The sequence below is a fragment of the Streptomyces sp. NPDC033165 genome (assembly GCF_055577965.1).
The window spans coordinates 694,165-714,023 of record NZ_JBVIPK010000003.1 but is presented as its reverse complement, the minus strand read 5'-3'; the positions used below and the strand labels follow the sequence as shown (position 1 = coordinate 714,023).

The 19,859-nt window shown below is 70.8% G+C and carries 21 protein-coding genes; 11 read left to right on the top strand and 10 right to left on the bottom strand.

Features of this window, described 5'->3' with window-relative positions:
- Nucleotides 1-6: 6 nt before the first annotated feature.
- Nucleotides 7-801 carry a carbon-nitrogen family hydrolase gene (locus tag ACZ5WC_RS11150; RefSeq protein WP_468540502.1) on the bottom strand — a complete coding sequence of 265 codons (795 nt, stop codon included), beginning with the start codon at nt 799-801 and terminating at the stop codon, nt 7-9.
- 199 nt (nt 802-1,000) lie between these two features.
- Here ACZ5WC_RS11150 and ACZ5WC_RS11145 point away from each other — a divergent pair, with 199 nt between their 5' ends.
- Entirely contained in the window at nt 1,001-1,825 is an 825-nt protein-coding gene (locus ACZ5WC_RS11145; RefSeq protein WP_468540501.1) for a maleylpyruvate isomerase family mycothiol-dependent enzyme, read from the top strand.
- 33 nt (nt 1,826-1,858) lie between these two features.
- Here ACZ5WC_RS11145 and ACZ5WC_RS11140 read toward each other — a convergent pair whose 3' ends face one another.
- Both ACZ5WC_RS11140 and ACZ5WC_RS11135 read right to left on the bottom strand, forming a co-directional pair.
- Nucleotides 1,859-3,166 (bottom strand): MFS transporter, encoded by a 1,308-nt coding sequence (locus tag ACZ5WC_RS11140; protein ID WP_468540500.1) that lies wholly within the window; start codon nt 3,164-3,166, stop codon nt 1,859-1,861.
- Nucleotides 3,163-3,846 (bottom strand): GntR family transcriptional regulator, encoded by a 684-nt coding sequence (locus tag ACZ5WC_RS11135; RefSeq protein ID WP_468540499.1) that lies wholly within the window; start codon nt 3,844-3,846, stop codon nt 3,163-3,165. The genes ACZ5WC_RS11140 and ACZ5WC_RS11135 overlap by 4 nt, the downstream gene beginning before the upstream one ends.
- Nucleotides 3,847-3,969: 123 nt before the next feature.
- On the opposite strand from ACZ5WC_RS11135, the gene ACZ5WC_RS11130 reads away from it, so the two are divergent.
- From ACZ5WC_RS11130 to ACZ5WC_RS11120, 3 genes are all read left to right on the top strand, one after another.
- Complete coding sequence (locus tag ACZ5WC_RS11130; protein WP_468540498.1) at nt 3,970-4,305, top strand: ArsR/SmtB family transcription factor; 336 nt, start codon at nt 3,970-3,972, stop codon at nt 4,303-4,305.
- Nucleotides 4,305-4,979, top strand: coding sequence for a cation efflux transmembrane domain-containing protein (locus tag ACZ5WC_RS11125; RefSeq protein ID WP_468540558.1), 675 nt, complete (start codon nt 4,305-4,307; stop codon nt 4,977-4,979). The genes ACZ5WC_RS11130 and ACZ5WC_RS11125 overlap by 1 nt, the downstream gene beginning before the upstream one ends.
- An 85-nt stretch (nt 4,980-5,064) precedes the next feature.
- Nucleotides 5,065-5,964, top strand: coding sequence for a D-alanyl-D-alanine carboxypeptidase family protein (locus tag ACZ5WC_RS11120; RefSeq protein WP_468540497.1), 900 nt, complete (start codon nt 5,065-5,067; stop codon nt 5,962-5,964).
- An 88-nt stretch (nt 5,965-6,052) separates the two neighbouring features.
- Here the strand turns inward: ACZ5WC_RS11120 and ACZ5WC_RS11115 are convergent, their stop codons facing one another.
- Nucleotides 6,053-6,238 carry a DUF397 domain-containing protein gene (locus ACZ5WC_RS11115; protein WP_468540496.1) on the bottom strand — a complete coding sequence of 62 codons (186 nt, stop codon included), beginning with the start codon at nt 6,236-6,238 and terminating at the stop codon, nt 6,053-6,055.
- Between the two features lie 2 nt (nt 6,239-6,240).
- Nucleotides 6,241-7,119 carry a helix-turn-helix domain-containing protein gene (locus tag ACZ5WC_RS11110; RefSeq protein ID WP_468540495.1) on the bottom strand — a complete coding sequence of 293 codons (879 nt, stop codon included), beginning with the start codon at nt 7,117-7,119 and terminating at the stop codon, nt 6,241-6,243.
- A gap of 212 nt (nt 7,120-7,331) precedes the next feature.
- Between ACZ5WC_RS11110 and ACZ5WC_RS11105 the strand changes: the two genes are divergently transcribed.
- Complete coding sequence (locus ACZ5WC_RS11105) at nt 7,332-7,760, top strand: ATP-binding protein (protein WP_468540494.1); 429 nt, start codon at nt 7,332-7,334, stop codon at nt 7,758-7,760.
- Between the two features lie 55 nt (nt 7,761-7,815).
- Here ACZ5WC_RS11105 and ACZ5WC_RS11100 read toward each other — a convergent pair whose 3' ends face one another.
- From ACZ5WC_RS11100 to pdhA, 3 genes are read right to left on the bottom strand one after another with little or no spacing between them, the layout of a single operon-like run.
- Nucleotides 7,816-9,255, bottom strand: a complete 1,440-nt coding sequence (locus ACZ5WC_RS11100; RefSeq protein WP_468540493.1) for a dihydrolipoamide acetyltransferase family protein — start codon at nt 9,253-9,255, stop codon at nt 7,816-7,818.
- Between the two features lie 10 nt (nt 9,256-9,265).
- On the bottom strand, nt 9,266-10,246 hold the full coding sequence (locus ACZ5WC_RS11095) for an alpha-ketoacid dehydrogenase subunit beta (protein WP_096628834.1): 981 nt from the start codon (nt 10,244-10,246) through the stop codon (nt 9,266-9,268).
- A 2-nt stretch (nt 10,247-10,248) separates the two neighbouring features.
- The gene (gene pdhA, locus ACZ5WC_RS11090) at nt 10,249-11,409 is read right to left on the bottom strand and encodes a pyruvate dehydrogenase (acetyl-transferring) E1 component subunit alpha (RefSeq protein ID WP_468540492.1); all 1,161 of its coding nucleotides are present in this window, start codon (nt 11,407-11,409) and stop codon (nt 10,249-10,251) included.
- A gap of 349 nt (nt 11,410-11,758) precedes the next feature.
- Between pdhA and ACZ5WC_RS11085 the strand changes: the two genes are divergently transcribed.
- From ACZ5WC_RS11085 to ACZ5WC_RS11075, 3 genes are all read left to right on the top strand, one after another.
- Nucleotides 11,759-12,418, top strand: coding sequence for a response regulator (locus tag ACZ5WC_RS11085; protein ID WP_468540491.1), 660 nt, complete (start codon nt 11,759-11,761; stop codon nt 12,416-12,418).
- A 150-nt stretch (nt 12,419-12,568) separates the two neighbouring features.
- Nucleotides 12,569-13,021, top strand: a complete 453-nt coding sequence (locus tag ACZ5WC_RS11080; RefSeq protein ID WP_468540490.1) for a pyridoxamine 5'-phosphate oxidase family protein — start codon at nt 12,569-12,571, stop codon at nt 13,019-13,021.
- Nucleotides 13,022-13,168: 147 nt separating this feature from the next.
- The gene (locus tag ACZ5WC_RS11075) at nt 13,169-14,200 is read left to right on the top strand and encodes a phosphotransferase (RefSeq protein ID WP_468540557.1); all 1,032 of its coding nucleotides are present in this window, start codon (nt 13,169-13,171) and stop codon (nt 14,198-14,200) included.
- A 146-nt stretch (nt 14,201-14,346) separates the two neighbouring features.
- Here ACZ5WC_RS11075 and ACZ5WC_RS11070 read toward each other — a convergent pair whose 3' ends face one another.
- Nucleotides 14,347-15,948: a protein kinase domain-containing protein gene (locus ACZ5WC_RS11070; RefSeq protein WP_468540489.1), complete on the bottom strand. Its 1,602-nt coding sequence runs from the start codon at nt 15,946-15,948 to the stop codon at nt 14,347-14,349.
- A gap of 314 nt (nt 15,949-16,262) precedes the next feature.
- Here ACZ5WC_RS11070 and ACZ5WC_RS11065 point away from each other — a divergent pair, with 314 nt between their 5' ends.
- A complete protein-coding gene (locus ACZ5WC_RS11065; RefSeq protein WP_468540488.1) occupies nt 16,263-17,930 on the top strand; it encodes a protein kinase domain-containing protein in 1,668 nt (555 codons plus the stop codon).
- A 173-nt stretch (nt 17,931-18,103) separates the two neighbouring features.
- Here ACZ5WC_RS11065 and ACZ5WC_RS11060 read toward each other — a convergent pair whose 3' ends face one another.
- On the bottom strand, nt 18,104-18,367 hold the full coding sequence (locus tag ACZ5WC_RS11060) for a hypothetical protein (protein ID WP_468540487.1): 264 nt from the start codon (nt 18,365-18,367) through the stop codon (nt 18,104-18,106).
- Nucleotides 18,368-18,669: 302 nt separating this feature from the next.
- On the opposite strand from ACZ5WC_RS11060, the gene ACZ5WC_RS11055 reads away from it, so the two are divergent.
- Nucleotides 18,670-19,002 (top strand): hypothetical protein, encoded by a 333-nt coding sequence (locus tag ACZ5WC_RS11055; protein WP_468540486.1) that lies wholly within the window; start codon nt 18,670-18,672, stop codon nt 19,000-19,002.
- A gap of 70 nt (nt 19,003-19,072) precedes the next feature.
- Entirely contained in the window at nt 19,073-19,696 is a 624-nt protein-coding gene (locus tag ACZ5WC_RS11050; RefSeq protein ID WP_468540485.1) for a PadR family transcriptional regulator, read from the top strand.
- The last annotated feature ends 163 nt before the right edge of the window (nt 19,697-19,859 follow it).

The window sequence follows — 19,859 nt, the reverse complement described above, 5'->3', positions numbered from 1 at the left end:
AGAAGCTCAGAGGCGCGGCGGCGTCAGCCCCAGGCGGCGGTCCTTCAGGGCCGGGAACTGTTCCCGGGTCGTGTGGACCTTCGACGGGTCGAACTCGACGGTGAGGATCTCCTCGTCCGGCCCGGCCTCGGCCAGCACCTCGCCCCAGGGGTCGACGACGATGCTGTGCCCGGCCTGCGGGACGCCCGCGTGGGTGCCCGCCGTGCCGAGGGCGAGGACGTACGCCTGGTTCTCCACTGCGCGGGCCTGGGCCAGGAGCGTCCAGTGGGCGCGGCGGCGCTCGGGCCAGCCCGCCGCCACGACGAGCGTCTCGGCGCCCGCGTCGACGAGCCCGCGGAACTGTTCCGGGAAGCGGAGGTCGTAGCAGGTGGCGAGGCCCAGGGTCGTCTGCGGCAGGGTGACGGTCACCAGTTCCTCGCCCGCGCCCATCATGACCGCCTCGCCCTGGTCGAAGCCGAAGCGGTGGATCTTGCGGTACACCGCCGAGCGCTCTCCCTGGGGGGAGAAGACGAGGCTGGTGTTGTAGAGCGTGCCGTCCTCGGCGCGCTCGACGAACGAACCGGCGTGCAGCCAGACGCCCGCCTCGGCGGCCGCTTTCGCCATCACGTCGTGGGTGGGGCCCTGAAGGGGTTCGGCCTCCTCGGCGAAGGCCTGGTAGGCGAAGGCGCCGACCGGCCACAGCTCGGGGAGGACCACCAGATCGGCTCCCCGCTGGGCGGCGACCAGCGAGGCCACCCGCTCCCTGCGGGAATTGACCGATTCCTCCGGGTCTACTGCGATCTGGATGAGGGAGGCGCGCACACTACCACCGTCCTGGCATTCGAGCCGTCAACACAGGCCTACGATCGTCACACGAAAGCACTGCCGGGGTGCCTGCTCGCAGCGTAACTTAGCCACCGAACCTCCCACGCAGCCCGCCGACAGCGCCGTCAGTGCCCGCCCGCCCGCCAGCACTCCCTGCTCTCCAGCCCATGCACCGCAGAACCGCACGAGGGGTCCCGTGACCGTCCATCCCAGCCTCCAGAACTACGCAGACGCCGCGACCCACTCCATCGAGGCGATAGCCGAGCTGGTGACGCCCCTCGCCGAGAGCGAGTGGAACCGCCGTACGCCCTGCCCGGGATGGTCGGTGCGCGACATCGTGTCGCACGTCATCGGCATGGAGTGCGAGATGCTCGGCGACCCCCGCCCGATCCACACCCTGCCGCGCGACCTCTACCACGTGCAGAGCGACTTCGCCCGCTACATGGAGATGCAGGTCGACGTCCGGCGTCACCACACCGCCCCCGAGATGACCTCCGAGCTGGAGTACGTCCTCATCCGCCGGGCCCGGCAGCTCCGCAACGAGTCGCGCACACCCGAGACCATGGTCCGCGCCCCGCTCGGCGCTGAGCAGACCCTCGAAGTGGCGCTGCACATGCGGGCCTTCGACGTCTGGGTGCACGAGCAGGACCTGCGCACGACGCTCGGGCAGCCGGGCAACCTCGACTCTCCCGGCGCGCTGATCGCCCGGGACACCCTGCTCCTCGGGCTGCCGAAGGTGGTCGCCAAGAACGCGGGCGCCCCCGCCAATTCGGCGGTCGTCTTCGATGTACACGGTCCGGTGGAGTTCCTGCGGACGGTACGCGTCGACGCCGAGGGCCGCGGTTCGATAGACGGTGCGCCGTCGCTCGGCCCCGCCGCGACGCTGTCGCTCGACTGGGAGACGTACGTCCGCCTCGCCTGCGGCCGGGTCCGCCCCGCGGCCGTCGCCGACCGGATCAAGGTCGAGGGCGACCAGGAGCTGGCCGCCGCGATCCTGGACAACTTCGCCGTCACTCCGTAGCCGCCCGGGGACGTGCCCGCGTATCGGGAGGGGCTACGCGGGCACGTGCACGGCCTCGACACGGCTGATCACATGGTGGTCGCGTTCCCGCAGCGCCGTGCGTCGGCGCAGCCGCAGGATCTGGGTGACGCCGAGCGCCTCCAGGACGAAGACCGAGGCGAACGCGACGCGGTAGTTGGCGCCCGTCGCGTCCAGCAGCACCCCGACGGCGAACAGCGTGGTCATCGAGGCGATGAAGCCACCCATGTTGACGATCCCCGAGGCCGTTCCCTGGCGCTCGGGCGGATTGGCCGGCCGGGCGAAGTCGAAGCCGATCATCGAGGCGGGCCCGCAGGCGCCGAGGACCAGGCACAGTACGACCAGCAGCCACATCGGCGTGTGCTCGGCCGGGTAGAAGATCACTGAGGCCCAGAGCAGGGCCGTCGTCGCCACCGTGCCCAGCGCGATCGGGGCCCGGGCCTCGTGGTGCCGGGCGACGATCTGCCCGTAGACGAGCCCCACCACCATGTTGGACAGCACGACCAGCGTGAGCAGCGTGCCCGCCGTTCCCCGGCTCAGCTCCTGCGCCTCGACGAGGAACGGCATCCCCCACAGCAGCAGGAACACCATCGCCGGGAACTGGGTGGTGAAGTGCACCCACATCCCGAGCCGCGTGCCGGGCTCCCGCCAGGCGGCGGCGATCTGCCGGCGCACGTACGAGACGCCCGCGTGCTCGGCGGGCGGCGGCTCGTGGCCCTCGGGGTGGTCCTTGAGGAACAGCAGGAGCAGCACCAGCACCACGACGCCTGCCAGCGAGCTCCCGACGAAGGTCGTGGTCCACCCGTAGCTGTGCAGGGCCCGCGCGATGAACAGCGTCGAGACGAGGTTGCCCGCCATCCCGAACAGCGCGGCGACCTGGCCGATCAGCGGCCCGCGCCGGGCCGGGAACCAGCGGCTGCCGAGCCTCAGCACGCTGATGAACGTCATCGCGTCACCGCAGCCGAGCAGGGCGCGGGCGGCCAGCGCCATCCCGTACGAAGGGGCGAGCGCGAAGCCCAGCTGGCCGACGGTGAACAGGACGGCCCCGATGGTGAGGACCTTCTTGGTTCCGAGCCTGTCGACCATCAGCCCGACGGGTATCTGCATGCCCGCGTAGACGAGGAGCTGGAGGATGGAGAAGGTGGAGAGCGCGGAGGCGTTGACGTCGAACCGGTCGGCGGCGTCGAGTCCGGCGACGCCCAGGCTCGTACGGAAGATGATGGCGACGAAGTAGACGGCCACGCCGATACCCCAGACCCAGGCGGCGCGCCGCCCCCCGGGTGGATCACCGGGCAGGGAGAGCGTGGGCGCGGCCGAACTCACCGGTCCTCACCCCGGACCAGCACCCGCACCCGGCCGACGTGGCGCCGCACGACCTGCGCGGCCCCCTCGGCGTCCCCGGCCCGGATCGCCGACAGCAGCTCGCCGTGCTCGGTGATGTTGGCCTCGATCCGGCCGGGGTGGGCCTCCATCACCGCGACGCCCATCCGCAGCTGACGGTCGCGCAGCTGGTCGTAGAGGCGCGAGAGGATCTCGTTGCCCGCGTGGCTCACGATCTCGGCGTGGAAGCACCGGTCCTTGACGGCCACGGCCGCCAGATCGCCGTCCTCCGCCAACTGCCGCTGCTCCTCCAGGAGCTGTTCGAGCCGGGCGATCAACTGCGGCGACGCGGGCACGGCCTTGCGCGCCGCGAACTCCTCGACCAGCAGCCGGGTCTCCACCACGTCCTTGATCTCCTGCGCGGAGACGGCCAGCACGAGGGCGCCCTTCTTCGGGTAGAGCTTGATCAGCCCTTCGACCTCCAGCCGCAGCAGTGCCTCCCGCACGGGCGTCCGGGACACCCCGACCGCGTCCGCGAGATCCCCCTCGGTGAGCAGCGTCCCGCCCTCGTAGCGACGGTCCAGGACCGCTTCCTTGATGTGCGTGTAGACGCGTTCGGCGGCGGGCGGGCGCTTGAGGGAGGAGGACGTCGGCTGTGCGGAGGCGGAGGGCGCGGCGAGCATGCACACAGCATAGATACAACATGCACGCATGTGGATCAGCGTCCGGATTCTGGAACTCCGGAGCGGTCGAAGGGCTCACAGTTCACGCTTTCCTGAATTCAGCAATCGCTGTACAGTCACCCCATGCTGACCGTCACTTCCGACATCGAGGTGCTCGCGCGGTTCGGCCGTGCGCTCGCCGACCCGATCCGCTGCCGCCTGCTGCTCGCGCTCCGCGAGGCCCCGGCGTACCCCTCCGACCTCGCAGAGGCCCTGGGCATCTCCCGCACCCGGCTCTCCAACCACCTGGCCTGCCTGCGCGACTGCGGCCTGGTCGTCACCGTGCCCGACGGCCGCCGGACGCGCTACGAACTGGCCGACGAACGTCTGGGCAGCGCACTGGACGACCTGCGTTCCGCAGTGGTCGCCGTGGAGACCGACCGCACGTGCCCGGACGCGAAGACGAAGGGCTGCTGCTGATGACCGCGCTCCCCCTCGGCCCCTCTCCGGCCCGCCGGGACGCACTCGCCCGCCGGATACGGCTGCTGGTCGCGGTCACCATCGCCTACAACGTCATCGAGGCGGTGACCGCCCTCACCGCCGGAGCGATCGCCTCCTCCAGTGCGCTGATCGGCTTCGGCCTGGACTCCGTCGTCGAGGTCTCCTCCGCCGCCGCCGTCGCCTGGCAGTTCTCCGCCCGCGATCACGCGGTGCGCGAGTCCCGGGAGAGAACCGCACTGCGGATCATCTCCGTGTCGTTCTTCGCACTCGCCGCGTACGTCGCCGTAGACGCGGTCCGGGCGCTGGCCGGGACCGGCGAGGCCGAGCGCTCTCTCATCGGCATCGGCATCGCGGCGCTCTCGCTGGCAGTCATGCCGTTCCTGTCGGCCGCCCAACGACGGGCGGGACGTGAACTCGGGTCCGCCTCCGCCGTCGCGGACTCGAAGCAGACCCTGCTGTGCACCTACCTCTCCGCCGTCCTGCTGGTCGGACTGGTCCTCAACGCCGCGCTCGGCTGGTCATGGGCCGACCCGGTCGCCGCTCTCGCCATCGCCGCCATCGCTCTCAAGGAGGGCCGCGACGCCTGGCGGGGCAAGGGCTGCTGCGCACCGACGCCTCACGGTCAAGCCTGCGCGGATTCACCCGTTCGGTAACACATCCATTGCCCCGCCCCGGGAGTCTCACCCACCGAGCGGCACCCTTATGTGGCCGCGCATCAGGGGCATTTGGAGCGTTCAGTTGAAATTCGGCATCAAGCGAATCAATCGCGTCACCGTCACGGCCACCGTGACGCTCACCGCCGGGGCGGTGCTCGCGGGCAGCGCCTTCGCCTCCACGGCGCACGCCGCCACACCGCCGACTCCGAAGATCGTCGCCAAGGGCGGCTTCGTGATGAACGACGGCAGCGGCAAGACCCTCTTCACCAAGTCCGCGGACACCCGCCGGGCCACTGGCTCCACCACCAAGATCATGACTGCCCTGGTGGTGCTCCAGCAGAAGAAGGTGAACCTGAAGTCGAAGGTCACGGTCCAGAAGGCCTACAGCGACTACATCGTCTCCAAGAACGCCTCCTCCGCGCGGCTGATCGTCGGCGACAAGGTCACCGTGGGCCAGCTCCTCTACGGCCTGATGCTGCCCTCCGGCTGCGACGCCGCGTATGCCCTGGCCGACAAGTTCGGCACCGGCAAGACCCGTGCGGCCCGCGTGAAGTCCTTCATCGGCAAGATGAACGCCACGGCGAAGAGCCTCAAGCTGAAGAACACCCATTTCGACTCGTTCGACGGCATAGGGGGTGGCAAGAACTACTCGACCCCCCGCGACCTGACGAAGATCGCCAGCAAGGCGATGAAGAACTCCACCTTCCGCACCATCGTCAAGACGAAGTCGACGAAGCAGAAGGTGACCACGAAGAACGGCGGCTACCGCTACATGTCGTGGAGCAACACCAACAAGATGCTCAGCAGCTACAGCGGCGCGACCGGCGTCAAGACCGGCTCCGGCCCGACCTCCAAGTACTGCCTGGTCTTCGCGGCGACGCGCAAGGGCAAGACGGTCATCGGCACGGTGCTCACGTCGTCCTCCGAGGCGAACCGCACGGCCGACGCGAAGAAGCTCATGGACTACGGGTTCAAGAAGTAACCCGCCTCACCCGCGCGTACGAGCGAGGGGCCCGGCCCGCACGGTGTGTGCGGGCCGGGCCCCTTCGCCGTACGTACCGGCCTACGGTCTACGGCTGCCGAAGGCGCAGGTCGGCCGTGAAGGCGTCCCAGGCAGTGGGCCCGAGGGTGAGGACGGGGCCGTCGGGGCGCTTGGAGTCGCGGACGGCGACGGTCGGGGGGATGTTGCGGGCCACCTCGACGCACTCGCCATTGCCGCTGCTGTAGCTGGACTTGACGAACTCGAAGTGGGACACAGCTACAACTCCTTGCGAATACGCCCTATGAGAGCGATGGAATCGCGGGGAGCGAGCCCGCTTCTGGCGATGCGTCCGAATGTGACGTTGTGGCGGTCGGCATCCGTCTCGCTCTCCAGCCACAGGGTAGACGACGTCGTGTCCATGTAGACCACGTCCATCGCACCGGGTTCAGCGAACGAGACAATGCTGAAAGCGCTGGTCATGCCAGGGTGCGAGCCCGCGAGGAAGGGGACAACCTGCACGGTGACATTTGGCTCGGCAGCGGCCTCTGCCAGACGGACCAGCTGAGCCCGCATCACCTCGCGGCCGCCGACCAGTTGCCGCAGGGCTCCCTCGCCGACGATCGCCCACAGCGCGAGGGGGTTGCTGTCAGTGAGGCGCGCCTGCCGCGCGATCTTCGCTTCGACGAAGCGCTCGATCTCGTCCGGGTCGCCCCAGTCCGCGTTCCCCACTGCGAGCGCCCTGGCGTAGTCCGGGGTCTGGAGCAGCCCCGGCACGAAAGCCCCCTGCCAGGTCCGGACGCCTGTTGCGATGTCTTCGAGCGCGACGTACTCGACGAGGGAACGCAGCTCCGGGTACTGGTTCCACCAGCCCTTCGCCTTACGGCGCTCCCGGTCCAGTCGGGCAACTTCCAGTAGCCGCCCGACGGACTTCGCGTCCTCCAGACCGTAGAACTCGCAGAGCGTTCGGATGTCCGGGTCCCTCATCGGAACCCACCCGCGCTCCATCTTCACGATCTTCGAGTTGGTCGCGCTGATGACCTGGGCAGCCTGCTGCTGCGTCTTGCCGGACGCATCGCGCAGACGCAGCAGCTCGCTACCGAGCCTGCGGCCCAGGACAGTTGACGACCGGTTGCCTTGCGGAGTCGCTCGATTCACCACCTCAGTGTCCCGCCTTCCGGGACAGCGCGTCGACCGCCGTCACTCGATGGGGACAAGTGTCCCCGTTTCACTTGCCCCCACCACTGACGATGGCTACTTTCAGTACTCCGCCGCTCGCACAGCGGAGCCGACTCGGCGGAAGCGCACCGCCCTGCCCACCGCAGCCGGCGACAGAGCCACCGCCCACCCCACCCCGGAGGCACGCGCCCATGACCGCAGCCCAGGAACTCCCCGCCCCGGCCCCCCGGCCCGTCCTCCGCGAAGACCGCGTCGACTACACGCCCACCGCGCACAGCGTCGTCCTCAGCCGGCACCGCACCGCTCGGCTCGTCCTCCAGTGGGGGTACCCGACGCTCGCCGGTGACGCGGCGCTCCTGGTCAGCGAGTTGGCCACCAACGCACTGCTGCACGGGGCCATCCGGGGTCGGCTCTTCCGGGTCCACCTCACCCTCACCGAGGTCGCCCTCCGGGCCGCCGTCAGTGATCCGCGCGGCGAGCGGCTGCCCTGCCTCCGGCAGCCCGGTGCTGACGACTGTTACGGGCGCGGGCTCCTGATCGTCGCTCAGCTCGCCGACGACTGGGGCGTCGAGCCTCGCACGGTCGGCAAGAGCGTGTTTGCCGAACTCTCCGTACGGTGAAGCCTGGACATGCCGGTGGGCCCGCCCACAGGGACGGGCCCACCGGAAAAGGCACCTACGCCCAGGTGATCAGGCGCTTCGGCTGCTCCAGGATCGCCGCCACATCGGCCAGCACCTTGGAGCCCAGCTCGCCGTCGACCAGGCGGTGGTCGAACGACAGGGCCAGGGTGGTGACCTGGCGCGGCTTGACCTTGCCCTTGTGGACCCACGGCTGGAGCTTGATCGCGCCGACCGCCAGGATCGCGGACTCGCCCGGGTTCAGGATCGGGGTGCCCGTGTCCACGCCGAAGACACCGACGTTGGTGATCGTCACCGTGCCGCCCGCCATCGCGGCCGGGGAGGTCTTGCCGTCCCGGGCCGTGCTGACCAGCTCGCCCAGGGCCGCCGCGAGCTGCGGCAGCGTCTTGTCGTGCGCGTCCTTGATGTTCGGCACGATCAGGCCGCGCGGGGTGGCGGCCGCGATGCCCAGGTTGACGTAGTGCTTCTGCACGATCTCCTGGTTGGCCTCGTCCCAGGCGGCGTTGACCTCGGGGTTCCGCTTGATCGCGACGAGGAGGGCCTTGGCGATGATGAGGAGCGGGTTGACCCGCACCCCCGCCATGTCCTTGTCCTCCTTGAGCTCCGCCACGAGCTTCATCGTGCGCGTCACGTCGACCGTGACGAACTCGGTGACGTGCGGAGCGGTGAACGCGCTGCCCACCATCGCCTGGGCGACCGCCTTGCGGACGCCCTTGACCGGGATACGGGTCTCGCGGGCGGAGGCCGAGGCCACCGGGGCCTCGACCGCCGCCGTCACTGGCTCGGAGACCGGGGCCGTCGGTGCCGCGGCCGGAGAAGCCGCGGCAGCCGGGGCCGCCGCCGCGTGCACGTCCTCGCGGGTGATGATCCCGTCCTTGCCGGTCGGGGTCACCGTCGCCAGGTCGATTCCCAGGTCCTTGGCAAGCTTCCGTACCGGCGGCTTCGCCAGCGGGCGGGCGGTCACCGCCTCCGGAGCGGGCGCCGGAGTCCCGTGCCCGTTCAGCTCGGCCTGTACCGCCGCGGCGACCGCGGCCGCCTCCGGAGCGGCCGAAGCCCCCTTGCGCGGGCGGCGCTTGGTGGAGGTCTCGGCAACCCCGTAGCCGACCAGGACCGGGGTGCGGCCCTTGGGTTCCTCGGCCGGGGCGGGCTCGGTGGCGGCCGCCACCGGTTCCTGCGCGGGGGCGGGCAGCGGGGCCGCGTCCTCGCTGCCCGGAGCCACATCCACCGAGATGATCACCTGGCCGACATCGACCGTCGTACCTTCGGGGAAGCGCAGCTCGTGCACCACGCCGTCGAACGGGATCGGCAGCTCGACGGCCGCCTTCGCCGTCTCGACCTCGCACACGACCTGCCCGTCGGTGACGGTGTCACCGGGCTGGACGAACCACTTGAGGATCTCGGCCTCGGTCAGTCCCTCGCCCACGTCGGGCATCTTGAACTCACGGAAACGAGCAGACGTTTCGGTCATCGTCGTCACGAACCTCTCCTCAGAACGCCAGCGAGCGGTCGACGGCGTCGAGCACCCGGTCCAGGCCTGGCAGGTACTCCTCCTCCAGCCTGGCCGGCGGGTAGGGCGCGTGGTAGCCGCCGACCCTGAGCACCGGCGCTTCGAGGTGGTAGAAGCTGCGCTCGGTGATGCGGGCGGCGATCTCCGCCCCGGAGCCGTAGAAGACGGGCGCCTCGTGGACGACCACGAGCCGGCCGGTCTTCTCGACCGACGTCTGGATGGCGTCGAAGTCGATCGGGGACATCGACCGCAGGTCCAGGACCTCGATCGACTTGCCCTCCTCCTGCGCGGCCGCGGCGGCCTCCAGGCAGACCTTCACCATCGGCCCGTACGCGACGAGCGTCAGGTCGCTGCCCTCGCGGACGGTGACGGCCTTGTGCAGCGGGCCCGGGATGGAGTCGGTGTCGACCTCGCTCTTGTCCCAGTAGCGCCGCTTGGGCTCGAAGAAGATGACCGGGTCGTCGCTCTGGACGGCCTGCTGCATCATCCAGTAGGCGTCGTTCGCGTTGGAGGGCGAGACCACCTTCAACCCGGCTACGTGCGCGAAGAGCGCCTCCGGGGACTCGCTGTGGTGCTCGACCGCGCCGATGCCACCGCCGTACGGGATACGGATGACGACCGGCAGCTTGATCGTGCCGAGCGCGCGGGCGTGCATCTTCGCGAGCTGCGTGACGATCTGGTCGTACGCGGGGAAGACGAAGCCGTCGAACTGGATCTCGACGATGGGGCGGTAGCCGCGCAGGGCCATGCCGATCGCCGTGCCGACGATGCCGGACTCGGCGAGCGGGGTGTCGATCACCCGGTCCTCGCCGAAGTCCTTCTGGAGGCCGTCGGTGATACGGAAGACGCCGCCGAGCTTGCCGACGTCCTCGCCCATGATGAGGACCTTGGGGTCGGTGTCGAGGGCGAGGCGGAGCGACTCGTTGAGCGCTTTCGCGATGGACATCTTTTCCACGGCCATGGCTACTTGCCCTCCTCGGCAGAGTCGGCGAACGATGCCTGGTAGGCGGCGAACTGGGCCCGCTCCTCGTCGACGAGGGGGTGGCCGTCGGCGTAGACATGGTCGAACAGGGCCATCGACCCGGGGTCGGGCATCCCGCGTACCTCTTCCCGTACCCGCCTGCCGAGAGCCTCGCTCTCCTCGTCCAGCGCGGTGAAGAAGGCCTCGTCGGCGAGCTTCTCCTTCTCCAGGTAGGTGCGCAGCCGCAGGATCGGGTCCTTCGCCTCCCAGGCGGCCCGCTCCTCGTCGGCCCGGTACTTCGTCGGGTCGTCGTTGGTGGTGTGCGCGCCCATGCGGTACGTGAACGCCTCGACGAGGGTCGGGCCCTCGCCGCGGCGGGCCCGCTCCAGCGCGGATCGGGTGACGGCCAGACAGGCCAGGACGTCGTTGCCGTCGACCCGGACGCCGGGGAAGCCGTAACCCTGCGCGCGCTGGTAGAGCGGCACGCGGGTCTGGCGCTCGGTGGGCTCGGAGATGGCCCACTGGTTGTTCTGGCAGAAGAAGACGACGGGCGCGTTGTAGACCGTGGCGAAGGTGAACGACTCGGCGACGTCGCCCTGGCTGGAGGCCCCGTCGCCGAAATACGCGATCACGGCGGAGTCCGCGCCGTCCTTGGCGACGCCCATGGCGTAGCCGGTGGCGTGCAGCGTCTGGGAGCCGATGACGATCGTGTACAGGTGGAAGTTGTTGGTCGTCGGGTCCCAGCCGCCGTGGTTCACCCCGCGGAACATACCGAGGAGCTTGGTCGGGTCGACGTCGCGGCACCAGGCCACGCCGTGCTCGCGGTAGGTCGGGAAGACATAGTCGTCGTCGCGCAGGGCCCGGCCGCTGCCGATCTGCGCGGCCTCCTGGCCGAGCAGCGAGGCCCACAGGCCCAGCTCGCCCTGGCGCTGGAGGGTGGTGGCCTCGGCGTCGAAGCGACGGGTGAGCACCATGTCCCGGTACAGACCGCGCAGCTCGTCGGCGCTCAGGTCGATGCTGTAGTCCGGGTGCTCGACGCGCTCGCCCTCGGGCGTCAGCAGCTGTACGAGCTGCGGCTCGGAACTCTGCGGCTTCTTGGCGGCGCTGGTCCGCTTACTGGCGCGTCGCGGTTTACGCGCGGCGGCAGTGCTCTCCACGGTCACGTGCGTGCTCCTCCGTCGGTCCGGCCCCCGGGGTCTGCCGGGAACCAGTGCGGCTCGCCTGAAATCCGGGCCCGTGCACGGGGTGGGTGCCGCTCGGCCGGGGATCAGGCGTGACAGGTGCCCCGGCGAGCGCCCTGTCATAGGCACGTTACCCAGTGCATCGCATAACTGCGAAACCCTATCTGACCTGCGATTTTGCTTGGATTTCCAAGTAAATCGAAGAAATCGCGAAGCTCTGCTGGTCACAGCACTGGAAACAGCCTTGCAGGCCGCCGGAACAACGGCACGTTATCCCGCGGATCAGCGCCAGGGAAGAGCGGAGGAGAAGCGAGTGTGTGAGACTGCGATCGTGCGCGAAGATGGAAAAATCACGGTATTTCTGCTCGACGATCATGAGGTCGTCCGGCGTGGCGTCCACGAGCTCCTCTCCGTCGAGGAGGACATCGAGGTGGTCGGCGAGGCGGGCACGGCCGCGGACGCGCTGGTGCGCATCCCCGCGACGCGTCCCGATGTGGCGGTGCTCGACGTGCGACTGCCCGACGGCAGCGGGGTGGAGGTGTGCCGGGAGGTCCGTTCCCAGGACGAGAACATCAAATGCCTGATGCTCACCTCGTACGCCGATGACGAGGCGCTTTTCGACGCGATCATGGCCGGGGCCTCGGGCTATGTGCTGAAGGCGATCCGCGGCAACGAACTGCTGAATGCCGTACGGGACGTGGCGGCCGGAAAATCCCTGCTGGACCCGGTGGCCACCGCCCGGGTGCTGGAGCGGCTGCGCGACGGCAACAACGGCAAGGGCGACGACAAGCTGGCGGGCCTCACCGAACAGGAACGCAAGATCCTGGACCTGATCGGCGAGGGGCTGACCAACCGGGTCATCGGGGAGCGGCTGCACCTGGCCGAGAAGACGATCAAGAACTACGTCTCCAGCCTGCTGTCCAAGCTGGGCATGGAGCGCCGCTCGCAGGCGGCCGCGTACGTCGCGCGACTCCAGGCCGAGCGCCGCTGAGGTTCCCCGGGGGAGACGGGTCCCGCCGGACTTTGATCGCGGGGGGGGGCCTTGATCTCGGCGGACTTCGATCGCGGGGGACTTTGGTCCCGGGCCGCCCGGGGCAGGCGACTCTTACGCGGTCCCTACGGGCGGGGGACAGTGGAGCCCATGCCCTTCGACTCACACGGCTCCCCCGACGGACCCCGCTCGACCGGGACGATCGAGCGGGTCGAGCCGATCGAGCTGCTCGGCCGGGTCCCGTACGGCCGGCTCGCGACCAGCATGCGGGCCCTGCCCTTCCTGGCCGTGGCCCGGCACATCGTGAGCGACGGCCGCATCCTGCTGCGGATGCACAGCGGCTTCGGCTACCACGAGGCGTGCAACGGGAGCGTCGTGGCGTACGGCGCGGACAACTACAACCACCCGTCCTCCGGCGACGGCGGCGACCTGTGGTCGGTGCAGTTCACCGGCCCCGCCGAGATCGTGCACCCCTGCCCCGAGCAGCGGGCACTGTTCGGGGCCGCACCCGTCACCGTGAACGGGGAGCCCTTCGCACCGGCCTACCTCCGCGTGGACCCGCACTTCGTCAGCGAGCACACGCTGGACTTCGCCCACCCGTGATCGCCGGACGTCCCTGGGGCCCGCCCAGGCCTTAGCGCACCCGCACCCGTGACCGCAAGTCCGCCGATCGGCCACGCAGAGTGATCTAACATCTGGTAAGTGCTGCGCTCATATGTCACCCGCCCGCCTGTTCCTCCGGTCGGCGAGGTGCTGCGCCGTTACCCGGAGGTGGGCGAACCGCTCGCCTGCGAGCCGATCACCAAGGGCCTGCTGAACCACGGGTACCGGGTCTCCACCACGCGCGGTGCGTACTTCCTCAAGCACCATCTCGACAAGAAGCACTTGGACGACGCCACCGGCGAGCGCGCCGCGATCGTCCGCCAGCACCGCGCCACCCAACGCCTCCAGTCGCTCGGCGTGCCCGTCGTCCCGCCCCTGACGGACACCCGGGGCGACACCGTCGCCGTGGTCGGCGAGCGCTGCTACGCCCTGCACCCCTGGGTCGACGGGCTGCACCGGGTCGGCGCCGAGCTGACCCTCGCCCAGTCCCGACGGCTCGGGACGCTGCTGGGTACCGTCCACACCGGCCTGGAGCAGGTGATGGCGCCGCGCGACGGTCCCCGGTCCGCGAGCGGCCCCGCCCGGCCGGCCCACCGCAGCCCGGACCCCACCGACACCTTCGCACTGATCGACGACCTGCTGGCCGCCGCGCGCGGGCAGGGCGGCCGGGGCGCCCCCCGCGACGCCTTCGACGAACTCGCCGTTCACCGGCTGGTGGAGCGCCGAGCCCTGCTCGAACAGCACGCCCACCGCCGCCCGCCCGCCCCGGACGGCCCCGCCACCGGGTGGGTGCACGGGGACTTCCACCCGCTGAACCTGCTCTACCGGGGCGCCGATCCCGTCGCGATCGTGGACTGGGACCGGCTGGACGTCCAGCCGCGCGCCGAGGAGGCCGTACGGGCCGCCGCGATCTTCTTCGTCCGGCCGGCCGGGGAGCTGGACCTCGCCAAAGTACGGGCGTACGCCCGCGCGTACCGGCGCGCGGCGGGGGCGGGGACCGCCGAGCTGGCCGCTGCGGTGCACCGGGTGTGGTGGGAGCGGCTCAACGACTTCTGGATACTGCGCTGGCGCTACCGCCTGGACGACCGCAGGGCCGACCCGCAGTTCCCCGCGGTGTCGGCCCTGGCGGTCTGGTGGACGCGCGCGTACGAGGAGGTCTGCGCGGCCTTCACGGAGTAGGCGGTCTGCGTGGGTGCGGTGCGTGGTGAGAGGTCCGTGGTGGCGCGTGCGCGGACGGCTGTGAGCCCGGCGCGCGCCATCGGGGGCGCACGCCGGGCTCACAGGGTGGCGCGGTGGTGCATACGGGGTGGTGCGGTGGTGCGTTACTAGGTGGTGCTGCCCGCCGACGGGTCGTCGGGCGTGTTCCCCGTACCGCCGTCGTCGCCGCCACCGGCTCCGCCGGGCTCGCCGCCGTTGCCGCCCGGGGTTCCGGGATCGGCGGTCGGGCCGGTGGGGTCACCGCTGGGCTCCCCGCTGGTGCCCTCGTTGGTGTTGCCGTCCGACGTACCGGGGTCCGGCTCCGAGGGGTCCGGGGACGGGCTGAAGGACGGCTGGCTCGGGGTCGGGTCCGGCGTCCACGGCGGCGGGTTCGGCTGCGTCTGCCCGCCGCCGGAGGTGTCCGGCTCCTCGGGCTCGTCGGACGGCTCCTCCGAAGGCTCCTCCGAAGGCTCCTCCTCGGACTGGCTGACCGAGGTGGACGGCGTGGTCGGCGTCTCCTTGCCACCGCTGTCCTGCGCCGCGTTGAGGGCGAAGGCGACTCCGGCGCCGATCGCGATCAGCGCGAGGACCACGAACAGCCACGTCTTGCCGCGCCCGCCGCCGGAACGCCGCTGGCCACCGTCGTAGCCCCCGTCGTAGCCCCCGTCGTCCGGGTTGAACGGCGGCAGAATCGGGCCCTGCGAGGTGTCCCCGTGCATCGGGTGACCCATCGCCCGGGTGGACCCGGTCATGCCGTGCGACGGGGTGTGGCCGCTCTCGTGGAGCGCGACGGGACCGGTGTTCCAGGTCCCCGTGTGGCCGCCCTGCACCTGGAGCATCTGAAGGCTGTACTGGACGAGGCCGCGCATCTCCTCGGCGCTCTGGAACCGGTCGTCCGGGTCCTTCGCCAGCGCCCGCATCGCCATCCCGTCCAGCTCCGGCGGTACCACGTCCGAAACCTCGGACGGCGGCACCGGGATGTCCTGAACGTGCTGGTAGACCACGGAGAGCGGGGTCTCGCCGGTGAACGGGGGCCGCAGCGCGAGCAGCTCGTAGAGCAGGCAGCCGGTGGCGTACAGGTCGGAGCGGTGGTCGACGGCCTTACCGAGCGCCTGCTCGGGGGAGAGGTACTGCGGGGTGCCCATGACCATGCCGGTCTGGGTCATCGTCGACTGCGCGCCGTGCAGCGCGCGGGCGATGCCGAAGTCCATCACCTTGACCGCGCCGGAGTCCGTGATGATCACGTTCGCGGGCTTGATATCGCGGTGCACGATGCCGTGCTGGTGCGAGTAGGCGAGGGCTTCCAGCACACCGGAGACGATGATCAGCGCCTGCTCGGGCGGCGGGGCCTCGGCGGTCAGGAGCAGATCGCGGATGGTGCGGCCCTCGACCAGCTCCATCACGATGTACGGGACGGTCTGGCCGCCCACGACGTCCTCGCCGGAGTCGTACACGGCGACGATCGCGTGGTGGTTGAGGCCCGCTACGGACTGTGCCTCACGGGTGAAACGGGCCTTGGAGACCGGGTCCTCGGCCAGGTCGGAGCGGAGCAGCTTCACCGCGACCGTGCGTCCGAGCCGGACGTCCTCCGCCGCGTAGACCTCTGCCATGCCGCCCCGGCCGAGCCGGTGGGTCATCCGGTACCGTCCGTCGCCGACGACGCCGCCGACACCCCAGGAGTCGGTGCCATCCGAGACTCCGCCGCCGTTTGCTTCGGAATCGGGTGCCATCAGTCCTCGCCGTCGTTTCTGTCCGCGCGTCCGCGGGTTCTCACGGTGCCTTGCTGCCTTGACACGTCACGCTACAGCCTCCGCCGGACACCCCGGTTCCGTCCCGGTCCGATCATCCGACCGCCCGGCGCGCCCTACACCTGAATTTGATGCGTTTCCTGTAACGCTTCCGAGACGCTTCTTGTGCGTAGGGTCACGGAACGGGCACCTGGCTTGACGTGTCGGACCCCTCGGGCAGACTTGGCGCGTAATCAGGGAACATCGCGTGCACCGCAACATCGCGTGCCTGCGCGCCGCCGAGGGGGATGCAAGTCATGAGCCAGGACGGCGCACAGGGCCGCTACGCGGGCGGGGCGGTCGCGGGTGGCCGCTACCAGCTGCGCGACCTGCTCGGCGAAGGCGGGATGGCGTCCGTCTACCTGGCCTACGACTCCGCCCTCGACCGCCAGGTCGCGATCAAGACCCTGCACACCGAGCTCGGCCGCGAGCAGTCCTTCCGCGAGCGCTTCCGGCGCGAGGCGCAGGCCGTCGCCAAGCTCCAGCACACCAACATCGTCTCCGTCTTCGACACCGGCGAGGACGAGCTCGGCGGTGCGCTGATGCCGTACATCGTCATGGAGTACGTCGAAGGCCAGCCGCTCGGCTCGGTCCTGGCCTCCGACATCCAGAGCCACGGCGCGATGCCCGCCGACAAGGCGCTGAAGGTGACGGCGGACGTCCTCGCCGCGCTGGAGACCAGCCACGAGATGGGCCTGGTCCACCGGGACATCAAGCCCGGCAACGTGATGATGACCAAGCGCGGCGTCGTGAAGGTCATGGACTTCGGCATCGCCCGGGCCATGCAGTCCGGCGTCACCTCGATGACGCAGACCGGCATGGTCGTGGGCACCCCGCAGTACCTCTCCCCCGAGCAGGCCCTCGGCCGCGGCGTCGACGCCCGGTCCGACCTGTATTCGGTGGGTATCATGCTCTTCCAGCTGCTCACCGGCCGGATTCCGTTCGACGCGGACTCGCCGCTCGCCATCGCGTACGCGCATGTGCAGGAGGAGCCGGTCGCGCCGTCCAGCATCAATCGGTCGGTCACCCCGGCGATGGACGCCCTCGTCGCCCGCGCGCTCAAGAAGAACCCGAACGAGCGCTTCCCCAGCGCCGCGGCGATGCGCGACGAGGTCGCCCGCGTGCTGAACGCTTCCGGCGGGCAGACCGGCGCCCCGATGATCGTGGCGGGCGGTGGACCCGCCAGCAGCGGCTCGGGCGTCGGCTCGGCGGTGTTCCCGCCGGTCGACCAGGCCACCCCGGCCCCCCAGAGCGTCCAGACGCCGTATCAGCCCCACCCGCACCAGCAGCCCCAGCAGCCCCACCAGTCCGGCCCGTACAACCAGCCGACCCCGGCGCCCACGCCGAGCTACGGCTACCCGCAGGCGGCCCAGGCCCAGGCCCAGGGCTACCCGACCCCGGGCCCGCTGGCCCACCAGACCCCGCCGCCGTACACGATCAACCCGCAGCACACGACGTCCGTCGGCGGCCCCGGCGGCGGCGGTTCCAAGCGGAACATGCCGGTCATCGTCGGCTCGATCGTCGTCGCGTTGCTCGCCGTCGGCGGCCTGATCACCGCGATCGCCCTCCAGGGCGGCAAGGACGACCAGGCGGGCAAGGACGGCGACCCGGGCACCAGCGAGTCGACGGACGAGGGCTACCGCCCGCCGGAGCGCAACCGGACAATGAAGGAGACGGAGTGCTCGAACGCCTCCGAGGACTCCAACGACCCGAAGAAGGTCCGCGCGCCGAGGTTCGTCTACAAGGACATCCTGTCCGCGAAGTCGTGCGCGCTCGCCGCGGGCTGGACGATCAAGGTGATCGAGGAGCCGGGCAACACCTACGCCGAGGACCAGGTCGTCGGCCAGTTCCCGTCCCCGGGTGCGGCCGTCGACGAGCGCGGCGCCCACTTCGAGCTGAAGGTCTCCACGGGCAGGGCCTCCTGACCTCGGTCGGTCGGGTGTCGCGGCCCGGCGGCATTGCGCGTTTCTGATCGCTGTTCTGATCGTTGTGGGGCCTTGTCTGCCCTTCGCGTAGCTCTTCATGGACCGGCGACGGCCTCGGAATTCCGGATACCGCATCCGGGATGCCGGATGGAAGGGCCCATGTGACGCTGATCTCATGGCTCCAGGACTTCCGGCCGCGTGGGCGTCGAGGTGCGCGGTCTGTCTGATGGCGGCGGCCGGTGCGGCTCTGGGGCCGCTGGGCGGGCCCGCCCACGGGTCGTCGGCGGCAGCGGCGTCGGTGACGGCAGCGGCAGCGGCAGCACCAGCACGGGCAGCGGCAGCGGCGGCACCAGCACGGGCAGCAGCACCAGCAGCGCCGGCCGCACCGGCACTGGAAGCACCGGCAGCACCGGCAGCACCGGCACCGGCACCGGCACCGGCAGCCGACGGTCCGTCGTTGGCCGCCCCCTCCCTCCGGGCGTCGGTCCCCGCCGCGGGCGCGTCCGTCACCCCGTCCGCTTCCGCCTCTTCCGCAGCGCCCCTCCCGACGGGGTCGGCGGCCCCTCCCGCGCTCCCTTCGACCACGCCCCCGCCCTCGTCCGGCCCTCGGGGTTCCGGAGACCCAGCGGGACCCGAGGCCGGGCCGTCCGATGCCGTCGCCCCCTCCGCGTCCGACTCCCCCTCCACTTCCGCTTCCGCTCCCCCCTCCGCTGGCGCATCCGCTTCCGCTTCTCCCGAGGTGACCGGCTCGTCCGCCCCCCTGGCCGGACGCGAGGCCGGGGCGGGGAAGGCGCGTCCCGGGCGTTCGCTGACGCCGCTGGAGCTCGCACGGGTCGAGAGCCCGGTCGGGGCGGAAGAGCACGACGAGGCCGAGCAGATCGCCGACGACGGCGCTGAGCTGCCCGTATTCACTCCGCCGCCCGACGCGTTCACCGACCCGGGACAGCGGGCCGGCCGGGCGCTGGACGCCGCGGCCGTACGGCAGGTGCAGCAGCTCTCGCTGGGGGCGGGCATCGCCCTGATCGGTCTGGGGCTCGGTTTCCTCGCATTCCGTATGCGCCGCGCGACCTGAGCGTCACCACTCCCGGGGCTGAGGCCGGAGCCACTTGCCAGCACCGACATACTCGGTATACATACTCAGTATGTCTATCCGCCACGGGCTGCTGGCCCTGCTGGAACGGGGCCCCCGTTACGGCTCACAGCTCCGCACCGAGTTCGAGTCGCGCACCGGCTCCACCTGGCCCCTGAACGTCGGCCAGGTCTACACGACGCTCAGCCGCCTGGAGCGTGACGGCATGGTCGTCCAGGACGGTGCGGACGACGCCGGACACGACCTCTACGCGATCACCGACGATGGCCGGACCGAGCTGCGCAGCTGGTTCGAGACCCCGGTGGACCGCACCAACCCGCCCCGCGACGAACTGGCCATCAAGCTCGCCATGGCCGTGGGAGCGCCGGGTGTCGACATCCGTGAGGTCATCCAGTCGCAGCGCCACCACACCCTCAAGGCGATGCAGGACTACACCCGGCTCAAGGCCCAGGCCCTGGCCGACGTCCCGGCCAACCGGGACGAGGTCGCCTGGCTCCTCGTCGTCGAGCAGCTGATCTTCCAGGCGGAGGCCGAGGCCCGCTGGCTCGACCACTGCGAGTCCCGGCTCGTCCGGCTCGCCGAGGCCGCCGCCACCGACCCCTCGCCCGAGCCCGGCAACGCGGCGACCCGCGGCCCGGCCCGCGCACTGGCCGAGCGGGTCCGGACCCGGCGCTGAGGCCCGCCGCCGGCACCGCCACCACCGCCACCACCGTCGCCGCCTCTCCACCGCCCCGCGGTACCGGTCGGGTTGCCGCCGCCACCGCCCGGCGCACCGGTCCCGGTTGCCGCCACCCACACCTGGCCGTGCGGTTCAGCCGCACCTGCCGTTCACGCGTTCC